Origin of the sequence: Streptomyces sp. SCUT-3, from assembly GCF_014083985.1 — a bacterium.
GTDB lineage: Bacteria > Actinomycetota > Actinomycetes > Streptomycetales > Streptomycetaceae > Streptomyces_H > Streptomyces_H thermolineatus.
On sequence record NZ_CP046907.1, the window covers coordinates 3,491,279 to 3,507,781 of the forward strand.

The following is a 16,503-nucleotide window of genomic DNA, read 5'->3' on the forward strand; positions in this document are numbered from 1 at the left end:
CACCACCGAGGAAACCCATGTCCACCTCGGCCACCGCCACGGTCGATTCCAAGCAGCCAGCGAAGATTCCGCCCAGGAACGGGCTGGACCGTTTCTTCAAGATCTCCGAACGGGGCTCCACCGTATCGCGGGAGATCCGCGGCGGTCTCGCCACGTTCTTCGCCATGGCGTACATCGTCGTGCTGAACCCGATCATCCTCAGCAGCGGGGTGGACAAGTACGGGCAGCAGCTGGACACCGGGCAGCTGATCACCGCCACCGCCCTGACCGCGGGCGTGAGCACGCTGCTCATGGGCGTCATAGGCAACGTGCCGATCGCCCTGGCGGCCGGCCTGGGCATCAACGCCGTCGTGTCGCTCCAGCTCGCCCCGAAGATGACCTGGCCGGACGCGATGGGCATGGTCGTCCTCGCCGGTCTGATCATCATGCTGCTGGTGGCCAGTGGTCTGCGCGAGCGCGTGATGGACGCGATCCCCAAGGGGCTGCGCAAGGCCATCGCCATCGGCATCGGCCTGTTCATCGCCCTGATCGGACTGGTGGACGCCGGATTCATCACCCGCAACCCGGACGCCGCGCACACCACCGTGCCCGTCACCCTCGGCACGGGCGGCCAGCTGGCCGGCTGGCCGGTGCTGGTCTTCGTGCTCGGCCTGGCCCTGACCTTCGTGCTCATCGTGCGCCGGGCGCGCGGGGCGATCCTGCTGAGCATCGTGGTGATGACGGTCGCGGCGATCGTGATCAACACGATCGTGTCCGTCCCCGACAAGAACTGGGGCCTGACCGTCCCGGAGATCCCGGAGAAGGTCGTCGGCGCCCCGGACTTCGGGCTCATCGGCAACGTGAGCCTGTTCGGCGGCTTCGCCGAGGTCGGCGTCGTGACCGGCTGCCTGTTCGTCTTCACCGTCCTGCTGTCCGGCTTCTTCGACGCCATGGGCACGATCATCGGCGTCAGCGACGAGGCCGAGCTGCTCGACGAGAAGGGCAAGCTGCCCGCCATGGGCCGGGTCCTGATGGTCGACGGCGCGGCGGTCGCCATGGGCGGCGCCGGCTCCTGCTCGGCCAACACCGTCTTCGTGGAGTCCACCGCGGGCGTCGGCGAGGGCGCCCGCACCGGCCTGGCCAACGTGGTCACCGGCGGCCTGTTCCTGCTCGCCCTGGTCTTCACCCCGCTCGCCCTGGTCGTCCCCTCCCAGGCGGCGACCCCGGCACTGGTCTGCGTGGGCTTCCTGATCATGGCCTCGAACGTCCGCGACATCGAGTGGGACGACTTCACCGTCGCGGTCCCGGCGTTCCTGACCCTGCTGATGATGCCCTTCACCTACAGCATCACCAACGGCATCGGCATCGGCGTGCTGGCCTTCGTCCTGCTCAAGACGGCCTCCGGCCGGGTGCGCGAGGTGCCGCCGCTGCTGCACGCGGTCGCCGTGCTGTTCCTCGTCTACTTCCTGCTCGACCCGATCCAGCAGGCGCTGGGCGTCAAGTAGCCGCAGCGCGGGGCGCGTCCCCGGCGGCCGTCCCGGCGGGGGGCTGCCGGGGCCGGCCCGGAGGGGTGGAGTGGAAGCGCTCCGCCCGCTCCACCGCCGCCCTGAACCGTTCGTCGAAGTCGTCGCGGGTGAGCGTCCGGACCACGTAGTCCTGGACGCTCATTCCGCGTTTCGCGGCATGCCCGTGCAGCCGGTCCAGCAGGTCGCCGTCGATGCGCAGACTGAGCACTCTCGATCCCATGCCGTCCACGGTCGCGCCCGCCGCGTGCGATCACCGGGATTCCTCCGACCTCTGTCACCCGTCCGGGGGAAACTGCCCACACGGGTGGACGCCCCCCGCCCATTTTTATTAGCCAGAGTAATGAGTTAGGCTAAGGAACATGTCGGAACTCTCCGAGGACGACCTCGACGCGGTGAACTGCCTGCGGTCCGCCGTCATGCGCCTGTCGCGCCGGTTGAAGCACCAGAGGGTCGACGAGTCCCTCAGCCCGACCGAGATGTCGGTGCTGTCCACCCTCGCCGGCTGCGGATCCGCCACACCCGGCGAACTCGCCCGGCGCGAGCACGTCCAGCCGCCGTCGATGACCCGCATCGTCGCGATGCTCGAGTCCAAGGACCTGGTCCGCCGGGATCCCCACCCCGAGGACCGCCGGCAGGTCGTCGTCAGCCAGACCGAGCAGGCCGAGGCCATCCTCGAGGAGAGCCGGCGGAAGAGGAACGCGTGGCTCGCCGAAAGCGTCGGCGGGCTGGACGATGACGAATGGGAGCTCCTCCGCCGGGCAGCACCCGTGCTGGAGAAGCTCGCCGAGTCCTGAACGGGAAACCGGAAGGGAAAGGAGAGGAGAGAGCCTCTTGAGTCCGGCCCCAGGAAGTGACGCCGTACCCGGACCCGAACCCGCCGTGCCGACCCGGGAACCCGCGCCGACCCGGAACCGCAACCGGACCTTCAGCTCGCTCGGGGTCCGCAACTACCGCCTCTTCGCCACCGGCTCCGTGATATCCAACACCGGCACCTGGATGTCGCGCATCACCCAGGACTGGCTGGTCCTCGGCCTCACCGGCTCCGCCACAGCGGTCGGCGTCACCACCGCCCTGCAGTTCCTGCCGATGATGCTGCTCGGCCTCTACGGCGGCGTCATCGCGGACCGCTACCCCAAGCGCCGCCTGCTGATGATCACCCAGGCCTCGATGGGCGTCCTCGGCCTGGCGCTCGCCGCGCTCACCCTGAGCGGGACCGTGCAGGTCTGGCACGTCTACCTGATCGCCCTCCTCCACGGAATGGTCACCGTGGTCGACAACCCGGCCCGGCAGACCTTCGTCGCCGAGATGGTCGGCACCCGCGACGTGCGCAACGCGGTCAGCCTCAACGCCGCCAACTTCCAGACCGCGCGCCTCGTCGGCCCCGCCGTCGCCGGCGTGATGATCAGCGCGGTGGGCAGCGGATGGGCCTTCCTCGCCAACGGGCTCTCCTTCGCCGCGCCCCTGGCCGGGCTGCTGATGATGCGCGACTCCGAACTGCACCGGGTGCCCCGCGTCCCGCGCAGCAAGGGCCAGCTCCGCGAGGGCCTTGCCCACGTAGCCGGGCGCCCCGAACTGCTCTGGCCGATAGTCCTGGTCGGCTTCGTCGGCACCTTCGGCTACAACTTCCCCATCTGGCTCTCCGCCTTCGCCGACGGGGTCTTCCATGCCGGCGCCGGCACCTTCGGCCTGCTCAACAGCGTCATGGCGGCCGGAGCCCTGCTCGGCGCACTGCTCTCGGCCCGTCGCACCACCAGCCGGCTGCGGATGCTCGTCGGCGCGGCCCTGCTCTTCGGACTGCTGGAGACGGCCGCCGCCCTCAGCCCCTCGCTGTGGCTGTTCGCCCTCCTGCTGGTGCCGATCGGCATGCTCGGCATGACCTTCAACACCACGGCCAACGCCAGCGTCCAGCTCGCCGCGGACCCGGCCATGCGCGGCCGCGTGATGAGCCTCTACATGATGGTCTTCATGGGTGGCACGCCCATCGGCGGCCCGCTGGTCGGCTGGGTCACCGACACCTACGGGGCCAGGGCGGGCTTCCTGGCCGGCGGACTGGTCGCGGCCCTGGCCGCCGCGGTCGTCGGCCTGGTCCTCGTCCGCGTCGGCGGCCTGCGCGTCGAGGTCGGCCTCCGGAAGGGGGCGGGGCGCTCCCTCGTGCGGTTCGTGCCCAAAGGGACCGGAGAATCCGGAGAGCCCGGAGAGCCCGGAGGGGGCACCGGGAGCCCGCCGGCGGCGGAACCGAGCACGGAACCGCGGGACGGGACGCCCGCGGCGCGGGACGGCGCGGACGAGGGGCTCGCGGGCAGACTGAAGGGATGAGACTCTTCGTGGCCGTCACGCCCCCGGCCCCCGTCCTCGACGAGCTGGCGCGCCGGGTCGGACACCTGCGGGAACTGCCCGGCGCGGACGGACTGAGGTGGTTCCCGAGGGAGAACTGGCACCTGACCACCACCTTCCTCGGCGAGGTCGCCGACCCGGAGCGCGAGGAGCTCGAGGCGGCACTCGCCGCCGCGGCGGGCCGGTACGGCCCCTTCGGGATCGCCCTCGCCGGCGGGGGCCGGTTCGGCGACCGCACCCTGTGGACGGACGTGGAGGGCGACCGGGAGGTGCTCGTCGAACTGGCCGGGGCCATGGACGACGCGGCCCGCGCCTGCGGCGTGCGGATCGACGACCGCCCCTACCGCCCCCACCTGACGCTGGCCCGCGGCCCCCGGCCGCACGGCCGCCGCCACGGGCACGGGGACGGGAGCGGCGACGGAGGCGACGGGAGCGGGGGCGGCGGGGGCCGGGCCGGGCACGGCAGACACGGCCGGTCCCGGGCCCGCGGCGGGTACCGGGGACCCGGCCCCGGGTACGGCGACCCCTGGGCGGAGGAGCGGGAACGCGTCAGGGCGCCGTCGCTGGCCCCGTTCGCGGACGCGCTCGCCGACTACCGCAGCCGGCCGTGGACGGTGGACGCGGTGGAACTGGTAAGCAGCACCCTCCGTGCGGGCCCCGGCGGCAGCTCCCGCTACGAGACGGTCCGCACCTGGCCGCTGACGGCCGCCGGGGGCTAGCCCCCGGGCCTCTCCGGACCCCGGCCGCCCCCCGCCCCGGGCCCCCCGGCCGGGTGCCTGGCGGGAGCGGTACTTTTGAGGGGTGGATCCCAAGACCCGTACCCGCGTCGTGACCGCGACCCTCTTCGTGCTGCTGATCGCGGCCGTCGTCGGAGCCGTACTGCAGTAGCCGGCGCCGCACTGCGGCAGCAGCGGCGGGGGCGGGGCAGGGACCCGCGGACGCCCCGCGTCCCCTCACCCGAGCCCCCGAGCCCCCGCACTGCGCACGCCGCCTCCCGGGCCCCCCTCGCCGACGGCCCTCCGGGGCGGTCCTTCGGGCGGCCCTTCGGCGACCGGGACGGGCGGGGCGGGCGGCTCCGCGGCCCCTGGGGGGCAGCGGCCGGGGCCGGTCGGGAGGGACGCGCGGAAGCGCGGGCGTCCGCCGTTCCATAAGCCCGTGTAATGGAGTGGCGAAGAAACCGTCGTTGGACCTGATCCGAACGGCGGCGTGACGCTGTCCGTATGACTTCCCCGCCCGAATCACCCGCCGTCGGCCCGCGCACGACCGACCGCCTGGCCGCCCTCGTGGACGACATACGCAAGGCCGTGGAACGCGGCCTCCCCCCGGACGCCACCGCGCACCTGGTCGGCGAGAGACTGGCCCCCCACCTCGGGGCCCCCGACCTGCTCGCGCCCGAGCAGTGCGAGGGCGACGCCGCGCGCTACCGCCAGCACCTGCTGCACGCGGAGGCCGACGGCAGCTTCTCCCTCGTCTCCCTCGTCTGGCTGCCGGGGCAGAGCACCTCCGTGCACGACCACGTCTCCTGGTGCGTCACCGGGGTCCACCGGGGCGAGGAGCACGAGCGCCGCTACCGGCTGGTGCCCGCCTCCGACGGCGCACCGGCGCGGCTGGCCGCCACCGAGGACGCGGTGAACCCCGTGGGCGCGGTGTGCGGCTTCGCCCCGCCCGGCGACATCCACCGCGTGTGGAACGGCTGCTCGCACAAGGCCGTGTCCCTCCACGTCTACGGGGCGGACGTCTCCCGGCTGGGCTCCAGCGTCCGCCGGGTGTACGACCTGCCCGCCGACCACTGATGGGCCGACTCCGGCAGTCCCTGCCCCGGCAGCACCGCCCGGCGCACCCGCCCGCCCCCGGCCCGGCGGAGCAGCGGCAGCCCGTGCCGCCCCCTACCGGCCGGGCCGGTCCTACCGGCCCGGCGCCGTCCCTCCCCGCACCGCCCGCGCCGCCCGCGTCAGCTGCCCCGCCCGCACCGCCCGCGCCGCCCGACCCGGCCTCCGCCGGGCCCCGGCGCCTGCCGGGGGCGGCCGGGGCGCTGCCTGGCCTCGCGCTGGCCGCCTGCGGCGTCGCCGCGGCCTGGACCGTGCACCGGCTGCTGCCGGCCGTGCCGATGCTCACCGCGGCCGTCGTGCTGGGCGTCGTCGCCGCCCACCTGCCCGGTGTGCGCGGGCTCGTGCGCGGTGCCGCGTCGCGCGGCCTCTCCGTGGCCGGCAGGCGGCTGATGAGGACCGGCGTGGTCCTCCTCGGGCTCGAACTGGGCCTGGCCGACGTGCTCGGCCTGGGCTGGGCCACGGTCGGGATGGTGCTCGTGGTGGTGGCGGCGACCTTCTTCGGCACCCTGTGGGCGGGGCGCAGGCTCGGCCTCCCCGGCGACCAGCCGCTGCTCGTCGCCGCGGGCTCCTCGATCTGCGGGGCCTCCGCGATCGGCGCCGTCGGCGACGCGCGGGGCAGCGACGAGCGGGACGTGGCGGCCTGCGCCGCGCTGGTCACGCTGTGCGGCACCCTCGCGATCCTCGTCCTTCCCCTGCTGCAGGGCCCGCTCGGCCTGGACGCGGTCCGGTTCGGGCGCTGGGTCGGTGCCGGCGTGCACGACGTGGGGCAGGTGGTGGCGGCCGCGCAGACCGCGGGCCCGACGGCGCTGGGCGAGGCGGTGCTGGTCAAGCTGATGCGCGTCGCGCTGCTGGCGCCGCTCGTCACCGCGGTGGCCGTGACGGCGGCCCGCGGGCGGCGCGGGGGCCGGGACGCGCGGCCGGGCGGCGGCACCCGCCGGCCGGCCCCGGTGCCGCTGTTCGTCGCCGGCTTCCTGGCGATGATCGCCCTGCGCACCACCGGCGTGCTCCCCGACGCCGTGCTCGGTGCCGCGGCGACGGTCCGGGAGTTCCTGCTCGCCGCCGCGCTCTTCGGGCTCGGCAGCGCCGTCCACGTCCCCTCCATGGCCCGCACCGGCGGGCGGACGGCGCTGCTCGGCCTCGGTTCGTGGGCGGTCGTCGCCGGGGTCTCCTACGCCGGCGTGCTCCTGGTCGCCTGACCGGGACCCGCCCCTTGTGCCCGCCCCCTCCGGGCCCGCCCCTCCACGCCTGCTCCCTCCGGGCCCGCCCCTGCCCGGAAGGCGTCCCTGTCCGGGACGCGTCCCCGGAAGGGGCGGGCCCGGGCCGGTGCGGTCAGCAGCCGACGCGGTTCGAGGCGGCCTCCCGCAGCCGCTCCAGCACCAGCGCGGTGGCCGGCACCTCCAGGTGCTCGCGCAGAACGTACGCGGAGACCTGGCGGCGCGCGGCCGGCTCCAGGGGACGCCCGACGACCCCCCGCCGGACCAGGAAGGGCAGCACCAGCGCGGGCGTCATGGCGACGCCGAGCCCCTCGGCGACCAGGCTCTGCACGACGAGGTTGTCGTCGGTGGTGAAGGCGATGTCCGGGACGAATCCCAGCTCGGCGCACTCGTGCAGGAGGTTCGTGCGGCAGCGCGGGCAGCCGGCTATCCACCGCTCGTCGGCCAGTTCCGTGAGCCGCACCGCCCGCCGCCGCGCCAGCGGGTGGCCGGTCGGCAGCAGGACGGTGAGCTGGTCCTCCATCAGGGGGATGCGGACCAGCCCGTCCGGCACCTGCTCGCGCAGCCCGGGGTAGGTGAAGGCGAGCGTGATGTCGCAGGTGCCCTGCGCCACGCGCTGCAGCGACTCCGGCGGCTCCCCCTCCTGGAGCACGACCCGCACGCCGGGGTGCCCGGCGGCCAGCTGCGCCAGTGCCTCGGGCACCAGCGTGGCACCGGCGCTGGGGAAGGCGCACATCCGCACCCGGCCCGCGTGCAGCCGCGTGAACGCCGCCATCTGCTGCTGGGCGGCGTCCATGCCGTCCAGGATCGCCGAGGCGTGCCGGGCGAACGCCTCACCCGCCTCGGTGAGCCGCATCCGCCGCCCGGACCTCAGGAACAGCGGGGTGCCCACCGTCCGCTCCAGCGCCTTCATCTGCTGCGTGATCGCCGGCTGCGTGTACCCCAGGGCCCGGGCTGCCGCCGAGTACGAACCGGTGCGCACCACCTCGTGGAAGGTCCTGATGTGCCGCGATTCGAACATGGCCGAACGATAAACGGATTTTAGGATTACTGCGGGTTCCTCTGCGGAGTCCGGTGCCGGGCGGGCGCGCGGGGCGCGGTCCCGTCGGCCGGTCCCCTTGCACGGAGCGGACTCCAAGGCGTTGGCTTGGGCCCCATGAAGTACACGCAGCTCGGACGCACCGGACTCAAGGTCAGCCGCCTCGTGCTGGGCACGATGAACTTCGGCCCCCAGACGGACGAGACCACCAGCCACGCCATCATGGACGCCGCGCTCGACGCGGGCCTGAACTTCTTCGACACCGCCAACGTCTACGGGTGGGGCGAGAACAAGGGCCGGACCGAGAAGATCATCGGCTCCTGGTTCGCCAAGGGGGGCGACCGCCGGGACAAGACCGTCCTGGCGACGAAGGTGTACGGGAACATGGGCCCCGACGGGGAGCCGTGGCCCAACCACGACCGCCTGTCCGCCCTGAACATCCGCCGGGCCGTGGACGCGTCGCTCAAGCGCCTCCGCACCGACCGCATCGACCTCTACCAGTTCCACCACGTCGACCGCCGGACCCCCTTCGAGGAGATCTGGCAGGCCGTCGACGTGCTGATCCAGCAGGGCAAGATCCTCTACGCGGGCTCGTCGAACTTCCCCGGCTACAAGATCGCCCAGGCGAACGAGACGGCCGCGAGGCGCGGCATGCTCGGCCTCGTCTCCGAGCAGTGCCTGTACAACCTCGCCGAACGGCGGGCCGAGATGGAGGTCGTCCCGGCCGCGCAGGAGTACGGCCTCGGCGTGATCCCCTGGTCCCCGCTGCACGGCGGGCTGCTCGGGGGCGTCATCAGGAAGGAGGCCGAGGGCGGGCGGCGGACGGAGGGCCGGTCCGCCGCCGCCCTCGCCAACACCGCCGTGCGCGCACAGGTCCAGGCCTACGAGGACCTGTGCGCCAAGCACGGGACCGAACCCGGCGAGACGGCGCTGGCCTGGCTGCTGACCCGGCCGGGCGTGACCGGTCCGATCGTCGGGCCGCGCACCGCCGAGCAGCTGGAATCGGCGCTGCGCGCCGTGGAGCTGGAGCTCGACGAGGAGGTGCTGGCGGAGCTGGACGGGATCTTCCCCGGCCCCGGCCCGACCCCCGAGGCGTTCGCCTGGTGAGGTGACCCGGCCCCGGCCCCCTCCGCCCGGAGGGGGCCGGGGCCGGGTCACCTCCGCCCGCCCGGGGCCGGCACCGGCCGCCCAGGGGACACCGGCCGCCCGGGGGAGGGCCCGGCGGGCCGCGGTGTCAGGAGGAGTCCCGGGGGTGCCGGTACGGCCCCCCGATGCCCCACGCCCGGTGCACGGCGTCGGCGAACGCGCCCGCGATGCGGTGCTCGCCGGAGGCGTTGGGATGGGTGCCGTCGTAGGTGTCCAGCCGCGGGTCCCAGCCGGCCGGGGGGCCGGTGAGCAGCAGCGGCGAGGCGGGGGTGTCCAGTTCGGCGACGGCCTCGGCCGTCAGCGCGTTCAGCTCCGCGCACTGCTCGGCGAACTGCGCGTCGAAGCCGGCCCGGATGTTGGGGACGACCGGGAGCAGCACGGCGTGCACCGAGGGGTTGGCGGCACGGGCCGCCAGGAGGGTGGCCCGCACGTTCTGCGCGGTCTGCCCGGGCAGGGTGTAGAAGCCCAGGTCGATCAGGCCCAGGGAGACCAGCAGCACGTCGGGCCGGTGCCGGGCCACCTCGGCCCCGATCGCCGGGGCCATGTGGTACCAGCCCTCGCCCCAGCCGGCGAAGTGGCGGCGGGCGGAGGCGGGGAAGTCCGGGGCGCCGTAGTCGTGCGAGGTGGCGGCGTCGGTGGCCCGGTCGTACAGGGCGGTGCGGGAGCCGACGAACCGGAACGGCCCGCCGACGGTCCCGCGCAGGTGCTGCCACATTCGGTAGCGCCAGGTGATGTCGCCCGCGCTCCCGACGGTCATGGAGTCCCCGACGAACATCAACCGCAGCACCGCGCACCCTCCCGGGGATCCGTCGACCGCCGGGACCCCGCGCCGGCGGTGAACGGGGGTGCGGTGAACAACATTTCTCATGAACCGGCGGCCCCCATCATGACAGGCTGGGCCCATGCCTCCGCCGCCGCGCCGTACGGGCGCCGCCCCGCTGTGCTCCGCCGCCGTCCTGCTGTGCTCCGCGCTCCTGGCAGCCTGCCAGCCGCCCCCGGACGGCGCCGGCTCCGCCGCCCCCTCCGGGTCCCCCGCGTCCCCCTCCGCCGTGCAGTCCGGGGCACCGTCCGCGCGGGACGGCGCGCCGGAGGTCGCCTTCACCCTCGCCGACGAGCGGATCACCGAGTCCAGCGGCCTCGCCGCGAGCCCGCGCCACAAGGGCGTGCACTGGACGGTCAACGACAGCGACGACGGCCCCCACGTGTACGCCGTGGACTCCTCCGACGGACGCACCGTGGCCAGGATCACGATGCGCGGCATCGCCCCGCGCGACGTCGAGGCGGTCTCCGTCGGCCCCGGCGGCCGGATCTGGGTCGGCGACGTCGGCGACAACCTCGGCGGCACCTGGAACGAGGTGTACCTCTACAGCTTCGAGGAGCCCGCACGGCTCGCCGACCGGACGGTGGACGTCGTCCGCTACCGCGTGCGGTACGCGGGCGGCCCGCGCGACGCCGAGGCGGTGATGGTCCACCCGGTGACCGGCCGGGTGTACATCGCGGACAAGGTCAGGAGCGGCGGCGCCCTCCACGCCGGCCCGCGGGAGCTCTCGCCCTCCGGGGTGAACACCTTCACCGAGGTCGCCGACGGCCTGGGCTGGATCACCGACGGGGCCTTCTCCCCGGACGGCAGCCGCCTGGTGCTGCGCGGCTACTTCTCCGCCGACGTCTTCCGCTGGGAGGACGGCCGGCCCGAGCACCTGGCCCGTACGACCGTCCCCTTCCAGCGGCAGGGCGAGTCGGTCTCCTTCACCGCCGACGGCCGGGCGCTGCTGTACGGCAGCGAGGGGGTGCGCAGCCAGGTGTGGCGGGTCGACCTCGCCGGCGACCGGCTCCCGGACTCCGCCCGCCCCCGCTGACCCCTGACCTCCGCCGGCCCGGTCCCGCCCGTCCCGCCGGTCCCGCCGCCCGCGGGAGCGCGGGGCGCGGGGCGCGCGGGCAGCGCGAGGGCCCGCAGCCGTGTCGGCTGCGGGCCCTCGCCCGGTGGTGCTCCGCGGGGCCGCGCGCCGCGCGTCCGCCCGCGTCCGCGCCGGTTACAGCTTGCCGACGACGTGGTCGATGCAGGCGGTCAGCGCCTCGACGTCCGACGGCTCGACCGCCGGGAACATCGCCACGCGCAGCTGGTTGCGGCCCAGCTTGCGGTAGGGCTCGGTGTCCACGATGCCGTTGGCGCGCAGCACCTTGGCCACGGCCGCGGCGTCCACCGACTCGTCGAAGTCGATGGTGCCGATGACCTGCGAGCGCTTGGCCGGGTCGGTGACGAACGGGGTCGCCACGTCCGACTTGTCCGCCCAGCCGTACAGCCGCGAGGACGAGTCGGCGGTCCGGGACACCGCCCAGTCCAGGCCGCCCTGCCCGTTGATCCAGTCCAGCTGGTCGGCGAGGAGGAAGAGCGTGGCCAGGGCCGGGGTGTTGTAGGTCTGGTTCTTGACCGAGTTGTCGATCGCGGTCGGCAGGTCGAAGAACGCCGGGACGTGCCGGTCGGAGGCGGCGATCCGCGCGGCGCGCTCCAGCGCTGCCGGGGAGAACACCGCGATCCACAGGCCGCCGTCCGCCGCGAAGCACTTCTGCGGGGCGAAGTAGTAGACGTCGGTCTCGGCGATGTCGACGGGCAGGCCGCCGGCGCCGGAGGTGGCGTCGACCAGGACCAGCGAGCCCTCGTCCGCACCGGCCGGGCGCTCGATCGGCATGGCGACGCCGGTGGAGGTCTCGTTGTGGGTGAGGGCGTACACGTCCACGCCGGCCTCGGCGACGGCCTGCGGGTGGGTGCCCGGGTCGGAGGAGATCACCGACGGGTCGGCCAGCCACGGGGCGAGCTTGGCGGCCTTGGCGAACTTGGAGGAGAACTCGCCGAAGGACAGGTGCTGCGACTTCTCCTCGATCAGGCCGTGGGTCGCGATGTCCCAGAACGCGGTCGAGCCGCCGTTGCCGAGCACGACCTCGTAGCCGTCGGGGAGGGAGAACAGCTCCTTGACCCCCTGGCGCACCCGGCCGACCAGGTTCTTCACCGGGGCCTGGCGGTGCGAGGTGCCCATGAGGGAGGTGCCGGTGGCAGCCAGGGCGCTCAGCGCCTCCGGTCGCACCTTGGACGGGCCGGCGCCGAAACGGCCGTCGGCGGGTTTGATGTCAGAGGGAATCTGGATCTCAGCCACGCTCCGAAGCCTAATCCGTCGCCTTCCCGCAGCGGCCCGCGGTCCACCCGATGAGACGCGCCGCGGACCGCCGTACGGGCGCGGGACGGCTCCGGCCGGCCCACCGCGCCGGGCGCCGCGCCCGGGAGGAGCGGTCTCCGGGAGACACCGCGTCCGGGAGGCGCAGCACCCCCGGGAAACGCCGCACCCGGCCGCCGGGCGTGGAGCCGGGCGGCCGGGGGCGGGGGAGCGGGTCAGACGGTCAGGCCGTCGTAGCCCTCGATCGTGTCCAGGCCGCGCGGGCCGGGGCCGATGTAGCGGGCCGAGGGGCGGACCAGGCGGCCGGTGCGCTTCTGCTCCAGGATGTGCGCGCTCCAGCCCGCGGTGCGGGCGCAGGTGAACATCGAGGTGAACATGTGCGCGGGCACCTCGGCGAAGTCCAGGACGATGGCCGCCCAGAACTCCACGTTGGTGGCCAGGACCCGGTCGGGGCGGCGGTTGTGCAGCTCCTCCAGGGCGGCCTTCTCCAGGGCCTCGGCGACCTCGAAGCGCGGCGCGCCCAGCTCCTTGGCAGTGCGGCGCAGCACGCGGGCGCGCGGGTCCTCGGCGCGGTAGACGCGGTGGCCGAAGCCCATCAGCCGCTCGCCGCGGTCCAGGGCGCCCTTGACGTACGCGGTGGCGTCGCCGGTGCGCTCGATCTCCTCGATCATGCCGAGGACGCGGGAGGGCGCGCCGCCGTGCAGGGGGCCGGACATGGCGCCCACCGCGCCGGAGAGCGCGGCCGCCACGTCGGCGCCGGTGGAGGCGATGACGCGGGCGGTGAAGGTGGAGGCGTTCATGCCGTGCTCGGCGGCGGAGGTCCAGTAGGCGTCGACCGCGGCGACGTGCTTGGGGTCGGGCTCGCCGCGCCAGCGGACCATGAACCGCTCGACGATCGTCTTCGCCTTGTCGATCTCGCTCTGCGGGACCATCGGCTTGTCCAGTCCGCGCGCGGACTGGGCGACGTAGGACAGTGCCATGACCGCGGCGCGCGCCAGGTCCTCGCGGGCCTGGGCGTCGTCGATGTCCAGGAGCGGTTTCAGGCCCCAGACGGGGGCGAGCATCGCCAGTGCCGCCTGCACGTCCACGCGGATGTCGCCGGAGTGGATCGGAATGGGGAAGGGCTCGGCCGGGGGGAGGCCGGGGTTGAACTTGCCGTCCACCAGAAGGCCCCACGTGTGGCCGAAGGAGACGTTCCCCACGAGGTCCTCGATGTCGACGCCTCGGTAGCGGAGGGAACCGCCCTCCTTGTCGGGTTCGGCGATCTCCGTCTCGAACGCGACGACTCCCTCGAGGCCGGGTACGAAGTCGGACATCAGGCGGCTCCTCATGATGTGATCGGCAGGCGACGTGTGGCCCTGTGCCGGGCCGGCCACCGGTGTGCGGGCTGCTGTCCCGCCGCCGGTCGCCCCGGTGCTGCCCCGCTCGGGTGCTGGTCACCCTGGTGCGGACGGCGCGGTCCCCATGGGTGCGGGGTCTGCCTCCGTCGGCACTACGGGTCGTTCCCGACGCCACGATATCTCTCGATGTCAAGAGGTCGGGAAGGGTCCGGACCCGGTGTTCTCTCCACTGTGGCGCAGTTCACGCCGAGTGCGCCCGCCGGGCGGCCGCGGGCCCCGTCCCCGCCGCTGCGCGGCCCGGGGTGATGCGGCAGGATGAGCGCGTGCATCTCCCCGACCCCGTGCCCGACCCCGCCGTCATGCGCAAGCAGTACCGAGCCCACGGACTCGCCGAGGAGGAACTGCCCGCCGACCCGCTGACGCAGTTCGCCCAGTGGTTCGCCCAGGCCGCCGCGGGCGGGGTGCCCGAGCCCAACGCCATGGTCGTCTCGACCGCGGACGCGGACGGCAGGCCCAGCTCGCGCACCGTGCTGCTCAAGCAGTACGACGAGCGCGGCTTCGTCTTCTTCACCAACTACGAGTCCCGCAAGGGCCGGGACCTGGCCGCCAACCCGTGGGCCTCGCTGCTCTTCCCCTGGCACCCGGTCGCCCGCCAGGTGATCGTCGAGGGCCCGGTGACCCGCGTCGGGCGGGACGAGACCGCCGCCTACTTCCGCACCCGGCCGCACGGCTCCCAGCTGGGCGCGTGGGCCAGTGAGCAGTCGCGGCCGGTGGCCTCCCGGGCCGAGCTGGAACGGCGCTACGCCGAACTGGCCGACCGCTACCCGGAGGAGGGGCTGGAGGAGAACGGCGGGGGCGTGCCGGTGCCGCCGTTCTGGGGCGGCTTCCGGGTGCGGCCGCGGACCGTGGAGTTCTGGCAGGGCCGGCCCGACCGGCTGCACGACCGGCTGCGGTACGTGCGCGGCGCCGACGACGACTGGACCGTCGAGCGCCTGTGCCCCTGAGCGTCGGGCGCCCGTGCTCCTGAGCGTTCGGGCCCTGTGCCACTGACCGTCCGGGGCCCGTGCTCCTGAGCGTCCGGGCCGGGGTCCGCCGGCGAGCGGACGCTTCCCGCAACGCGGACGACCCGCGGGCCTTCTCCCGGGGCTTGCGCCCCGGGCGCCGGACGGACGTGCCGGCGGGCCCGCGGGTCGGGTGACTGCTGGGAATTGAGCCCGCCGCGCACGGTTGCCGTGCGGCGCGCTCCCCGTACGGTGACGAGAAGACGGCGGGCGAGGCGCGCGGCTAGCCCGCAGCCACCTCACGCGTCCGATAGTCACTCATTCTCCGGACCACCTCCCTTCTCGTGTACGCCCCACGATAAGAACCGCTTCCGGACGGAGCAAGCGTTTTTTCCGGGTTCCGGAGCAGGCCCTGGGCACGCCCTTTTCCCCGATTCCCAAGTGCGCCGGGTCGCACGTGAGTTCAATGGTCCGACGTGCACACGCATAGAACCGTGCCGCCTGCCGGCGACACCGACCTGCTGGCCGCCCTGCTCGACGGGATGGACGCCGCCCTGTGCGCGTTCGACCCCGACGGGACGGTGACCCACTGGAACCGCGAGGCCGAGCGACTCCTCGGCTGGACCGGCCGGGAGGCCGTGGGCCGCCGGTTCCTGACCGGCTGGGCGCTGCGCGCGGCCGACGCCGAAGAGGTGCACGACCGGGTCATGGGAGCCCTGGACGGCCCCGGCCCCCGGGCGGCCGAGTTCGCCATGGTCACCAAGGAGGGCTCCCGGCTGCTGGTGCGCGCCCGGTCCTGCGCGGTGCGCGACCACCGCGGCCGCCCGGCCGGGGTCTACTGCTCGTTCTCCGAGGCCCACCGGCAGGCAGGCCCGGAACGCTCCCTGTCCGTGGCCGAGGCGCTGTTCACCGGAGCACCCTGGGGCGCGGTCCTGGTCGACGCCGACCTGCGGGCCGCGCTGGTCGGCCCGGTCGCCGCACGGATGCTGCGCCGCGACGGGGACGCGCTGCCCGGCCTCCCGGTCGCGGACCTGCCCCGCACGGGGGGAGGGGAGCTGGAGGCCGTGGTCCGGCACGTACGGGACGAGGGCGGGCCCGCCGCGCCGGTCGACCTGTGGGTCGGCACGGAGGACGGCACCGGCGGCGGCGACGCCGGCACTGCCGCCGGCACCGGCTCCGGCGGCTCCGGCGGCCGCCGCTGCTGGCGCAGCGCGTTCCTGCGCCTGGACGCCCCGTCCGCCGGCGGGACGGCACCGCCGGGCGTGCTGTGGCTCTTCGAGGACGTGACGGACGCCCGGCTCGCCGAGCAGGAGGCCGCGCAACTGCGCACGCGCGGCAGCCGGCTGCACCGCGCGGCCCTGGCCGCCGCGGAGTGCGAGGACCCGATGGAGGCCGCGGCGGTCCACCTGGACTCCTCGCTGGCCGGCTTCGCCGAGCACGCCGTCCTGGACCTGCTGGTGGGGGAGCGCAGGCTGGTGCGGCGGCTCGTCGCGCCGTGCGGGGCGTCCGGGCCGCAGCCCTGCCTGCCCGCGGAGCCGGCCGGCATCCCGGTGCGCTACGACGACGGGCACCCGGCGCTGCAGGCGGTGGAGCGCTGCGGGCCGGTCCGGGCCAGCTTCGGCCCGGTGGACCCCCTGGACGAGGCGGTCCGCCCGCGGATCCGGGAGTGGGCGGCCGCCCGCCGCTGGCCGGCCGACACCGCGCACGGGCTGTGCGCGGCCCTGCGCAGCCGGGGCAGGACCCTGGGCACCGTCACCTTCCTGCGCGGCGCGGGGCGGCGGCACTTCACCCGGGAGGACACCGTGTACGCGGAGGAGGTCGCGGTCCGGGTCGCGGCCTCGGTCGACCAGTCGCTGCTCGCCGCACGCCCTCCCCGTCCGGAACGGCACCGGCGCCCGGGAGCGGGCTGACCCGCCGCAGCCGCACCG

The 16,503-nt window shown here is 74.7% G+C and carries 15 protein-coding genes; 10 read left to right on the forward strand and 5 right to left on the reverse strand.

The features are described 5' to 3' along the window. Window positions 1-17 precede the first annotated feature (17 nt). Complete coding sequence (locus GQS52_RS15500; protein ID WP_182314000.1) at window positions 18-1,484, forward strand: NCS2 family permease; 1,467 nt, start codon at window positions 18-20, stop codon at window positions 1,482-1,484. On the opposite strand, the gene GQS52_RS15505 is transcribed toward GQS52_RS15500, so the two are convergent. After that, complete coding sequence (locus GQS52_RS15505; protein ID WP_182314001.1) at window positions 1,477-1,725, reverse strand: hypothetical protein; 249 nt, start codon at window positions 1,723-1,725, stop codon at window positions 1,477-1,479. The genes GQS52_RS15500 and GQS52_RS15505 overlap by 8 nt on opposite strands. Window positions 1,726-1,864: 139 nt before the next feature. On the opposite strand from GQS52_RS15505, the gene GQS52_RS15510 reads away from it, so the two are divergent. The 5 genes from GQS52_RS15510 to GQS52_RS15530 all read left to right on the forward strand — a co-directional run bounded on the left by GQS52_RS15510 (window position 1,865) and on the right by GQS52_RS15530 (window position 6,864). Then, window positions 1,865-2,299: a MarR family transcriptional regulator gene (locus GQS52_RS15510; RefSeq protein WP_182314002.1), complete on the forward strand. Its 435-nt coding sequence runs from the start codon at window positions 1,865-1,867 to the stop codon at window positions 2,297-2,299. Between the two features lie 85 nt (window positions 2,300-2,384). Continuing rightward, entirely contained in the window at window positions 2,385-3,821 is a 1,437-nt protein-coding gene (locus tag GQS52_RS15515) for an MFS transporter (RefSeq protein WP_259370794.1), read from the forward strand. Continuing rightward, window positions 3,818-4,558 (forward strand): RNA 2',3'-cyclic phosphodiesterase, encoded by a 741-nt coding sequence (thpR, locus tag GQS52_RS27855; RefSeq protein WP_182314004.1) that lies wholly within the window; start codon window positions 3,818-3,820, stop codon window positions 4,556-4,558. The genes GQS52_RS15515 and thpR overlap by 4 nt, the downstream gene beginning before the upstream one ends. A gap of 501 nt (window positions 4,559-5,059) precedes the next feature. Further along, window positions 5,060-5,632 (forward strand): cysteine dioxygenase family protein, encoded by a 573-nt coding sequence (locus GQS52_RS15525; RefSeq protein ID WP_182314005.1) that lies wholly within the window; start codon window positions 5,060-5,062, stop codon window positions 5,630-5,632. Then, a complete protein-coding gene (locus tag GQS52_RS15530; RefSeq protein ID WP_182314006.1) occupies window positions 5,632-6,864 on the forward strand; it encodes a putative sulfate exporter family transporter in 1,233 nt (410 codons plus the stop codon). Before GQS52_RS15525 ends, GQS52_RS15530 begins: the two co-directional genes overlap by 1 nt. Window positions 6,865-6,997: 133 nt before the next feature. Here GQS52_RS15530 and GQS52_RS15535 read toward each other — a convergent pair whose 3' ends face one another. Next, on the reverse strand, window positions 6,998-7,903 hold the full coding sequence (locus GQS52_RS15535; RefSeq protein WP_182314007.1) for a LysR family transcriptional regulator: 906 nt from the start codon (window positions 7,901-7,903) through the stop codon (window positions 6,998-7,000). A gap of 135 nt (window positions 7,904-8,038) precedes the next feature. Here GQS52_RS15535 and GQS52_RS15540 point away from each other — a divergent pair, with 135 nt between their 5' ends. Further along, the gene (locus GQS52_RS15540) at window positions 8,039-9,028 is read left to right on the forward strand and encodes an aldo/keto reductase (RefSeq protein ID WP_182314008.1); all 990 of its coding nucleotides are present in this window, start codon (window positions 8,039-8,041) and stop codon (window positions 9,026-9,028) included. Window positions 9,029-9,155: 127 nt separating this feature from the next. Here the strand turns inward: GQS52_RS15540 and GQS52_RS15545 are convergent, their stop codons facing one another. Beyond that, a complete protein-coding gene (locus GQS52_RS15545; protein ID WP_259371125.1) occupies window positions 9,156-9,851 on the reverse strand; it encodes a GDSL-type esterase/lipase family protein in 696 nt (231 codons plus the stop codon). Between the two features lie 118 nt (window positions 9,852-9,969). On the opposite strand from GQS52_RS15545, the gene GQS52_RS15550 reads away from it, so the two are divergent. Then, window positions 9,970-10,923, forward strand: a complete 954-nt coding sequence (locus GQS52_RS15550; RefSeq protein ID WP_182314009.1) for a hypothetical protein — start codon at window positions 9,970-9,972, stop codon at window positions 10,921-10,923. 174 nt (window positions 10,924-11,097) lie between these two features. On the opposite strand, the gene serC is transcribed toward GQS52_RS15550, so the two are convergent. Together serC and GQS52_RS15560 are read right to left on the reverse strand one after the other, a co-directional pair. Next, a complete protein-coding gene (gene serC / locus GQS52_RS15555) occupies window positions 11,098-12,216 on the reverse strand; it encodes a phosphoserine transaminase (protein WP_182314010.1) in 1,119 nt (372 codons plus the stop codon). A gap of 233 nt (window positions 12,217-12,449) precedes the next feature. Then, the gene (locus GQS52_RS15560) at window positions 12,450-13,550 is read right to left on the reverse strand and encodes a citrate synthase 2 (RefSeq protein ID WP_182314011.1); all 1,101 of its coding nucleotides are present in this window, start codon (window positions 13,548-13,550) and stop codon (window positions 12,450-12,452) included. A 383-nt stretch (window positions 13,551-13,933) separates the two neighbouring features. Here GQS52_RS15560 and pdxH point away from each other — a divergent pair, with 383 nt between their 5' ends. Together pdxH and GQS52_RS15570 are read left to right on the forward strand one after the other, a co-directional pair. Beyond that, window positions 13,934-14,578, forward strand: coding sequence for a pyridoxamine 5'-phosphate oxidase (gene pdxH, locus GQS52_RS15565; RefSeq protein ID WP_182316478.1), 645 nt, complete (start codon window positions 13,934-13,936; stop codon window positions 14,576-14,578). Window positions 14,579-15,051: 473 nt separating this feature from the next. Beyond that, window positions 15,052-16,485, forward strand: a complete 1,434-nt coding sequence (locus GQS52_RS15570) for a PAS domain-containing protein (protein WP_259370795.1) — start codon at window positions 15,052-15,054, stop codon at window positions 16,483-16,485. The last annotated feature ends 18 nt before the right edge of the window (window positions 16,486-16,503 follow it).

Coding starts and splice junctions, on each gene's coding strand:
- GQS52_RS15500 (WP_182314000.1), top strand. CDS start 18: ATGTCCACCTCGGCCACCGCCACGGTCGATTCCAAGCAGCCAGCGAAG.
- GQS52_RS15505 (WP_182314001.1), bottom strand. CDS start 1,725: ATGGGATCGAGAGTGCTCAGTCTGCGCATCGACGGCGACCTGCTGGAC.
- GQS52_RS15510 (WP_182314002.1), top strand. CDS start 1,865: ATGTCGGAACTCTCCGAGGACGACCTCGACGCGGTGAACTGCCTGCGG.
- thpR (WP_182314004.1), top strand. CDS start 3,818: ATGAGACTCTTCGTGGCCGTCACGCCCCCGGCCCCCGTCCTCGACGAG.
- GQS52_RS15525 (WP_182314005.1), top strand. CDS start 5,060: ATGACTTCCCCGCCCGAATCACCCGCCGTCGGCCCGCGCACGACCGAC.
- GQS52_RS15530 (WP_182314006.1), top strand. CDS start 5,632: ATGGGCCGACTCCGGCAGTCCCTGCCCCGGCAGCACCGCCCGGCGCAC.
- GQS52_RS15535 (WP_182314007.1), bottom strand. CDS start 7,903: ATGTTCGAATCGCGGCACATCAGGACCTTCCACGAGGTGGTGCGCACC.
- GQS52_RS15540 (WP_182314008.1), top strand. CDS start 8,039: ATGAAGTACACGCAGCTCGGACGCACCGGACTCAAGGTCAGCCGCCTC.
- GQS52_RS15550 (WP_182314009.1), top strand. CDS start 9,970: ATGCCTCCGCCGCCGCGCCGTACGGGCGCCGCCCCGCTGTGCTCCGCC.
- GQS52_RS15560 (WP_182314011.1), bottom strand. CDS start 13,550: ATGTCCGACTTCGTACCCGGCCTCGAGGGAGTCGTCGCGTTCGAGACG.
- pdxH (WP_182316478.1), top strand. CDS start 13,934: ATGCGCAAGCAGTACCGAGCCCACGGACTCGCCGAGGAGGAACTGCCC.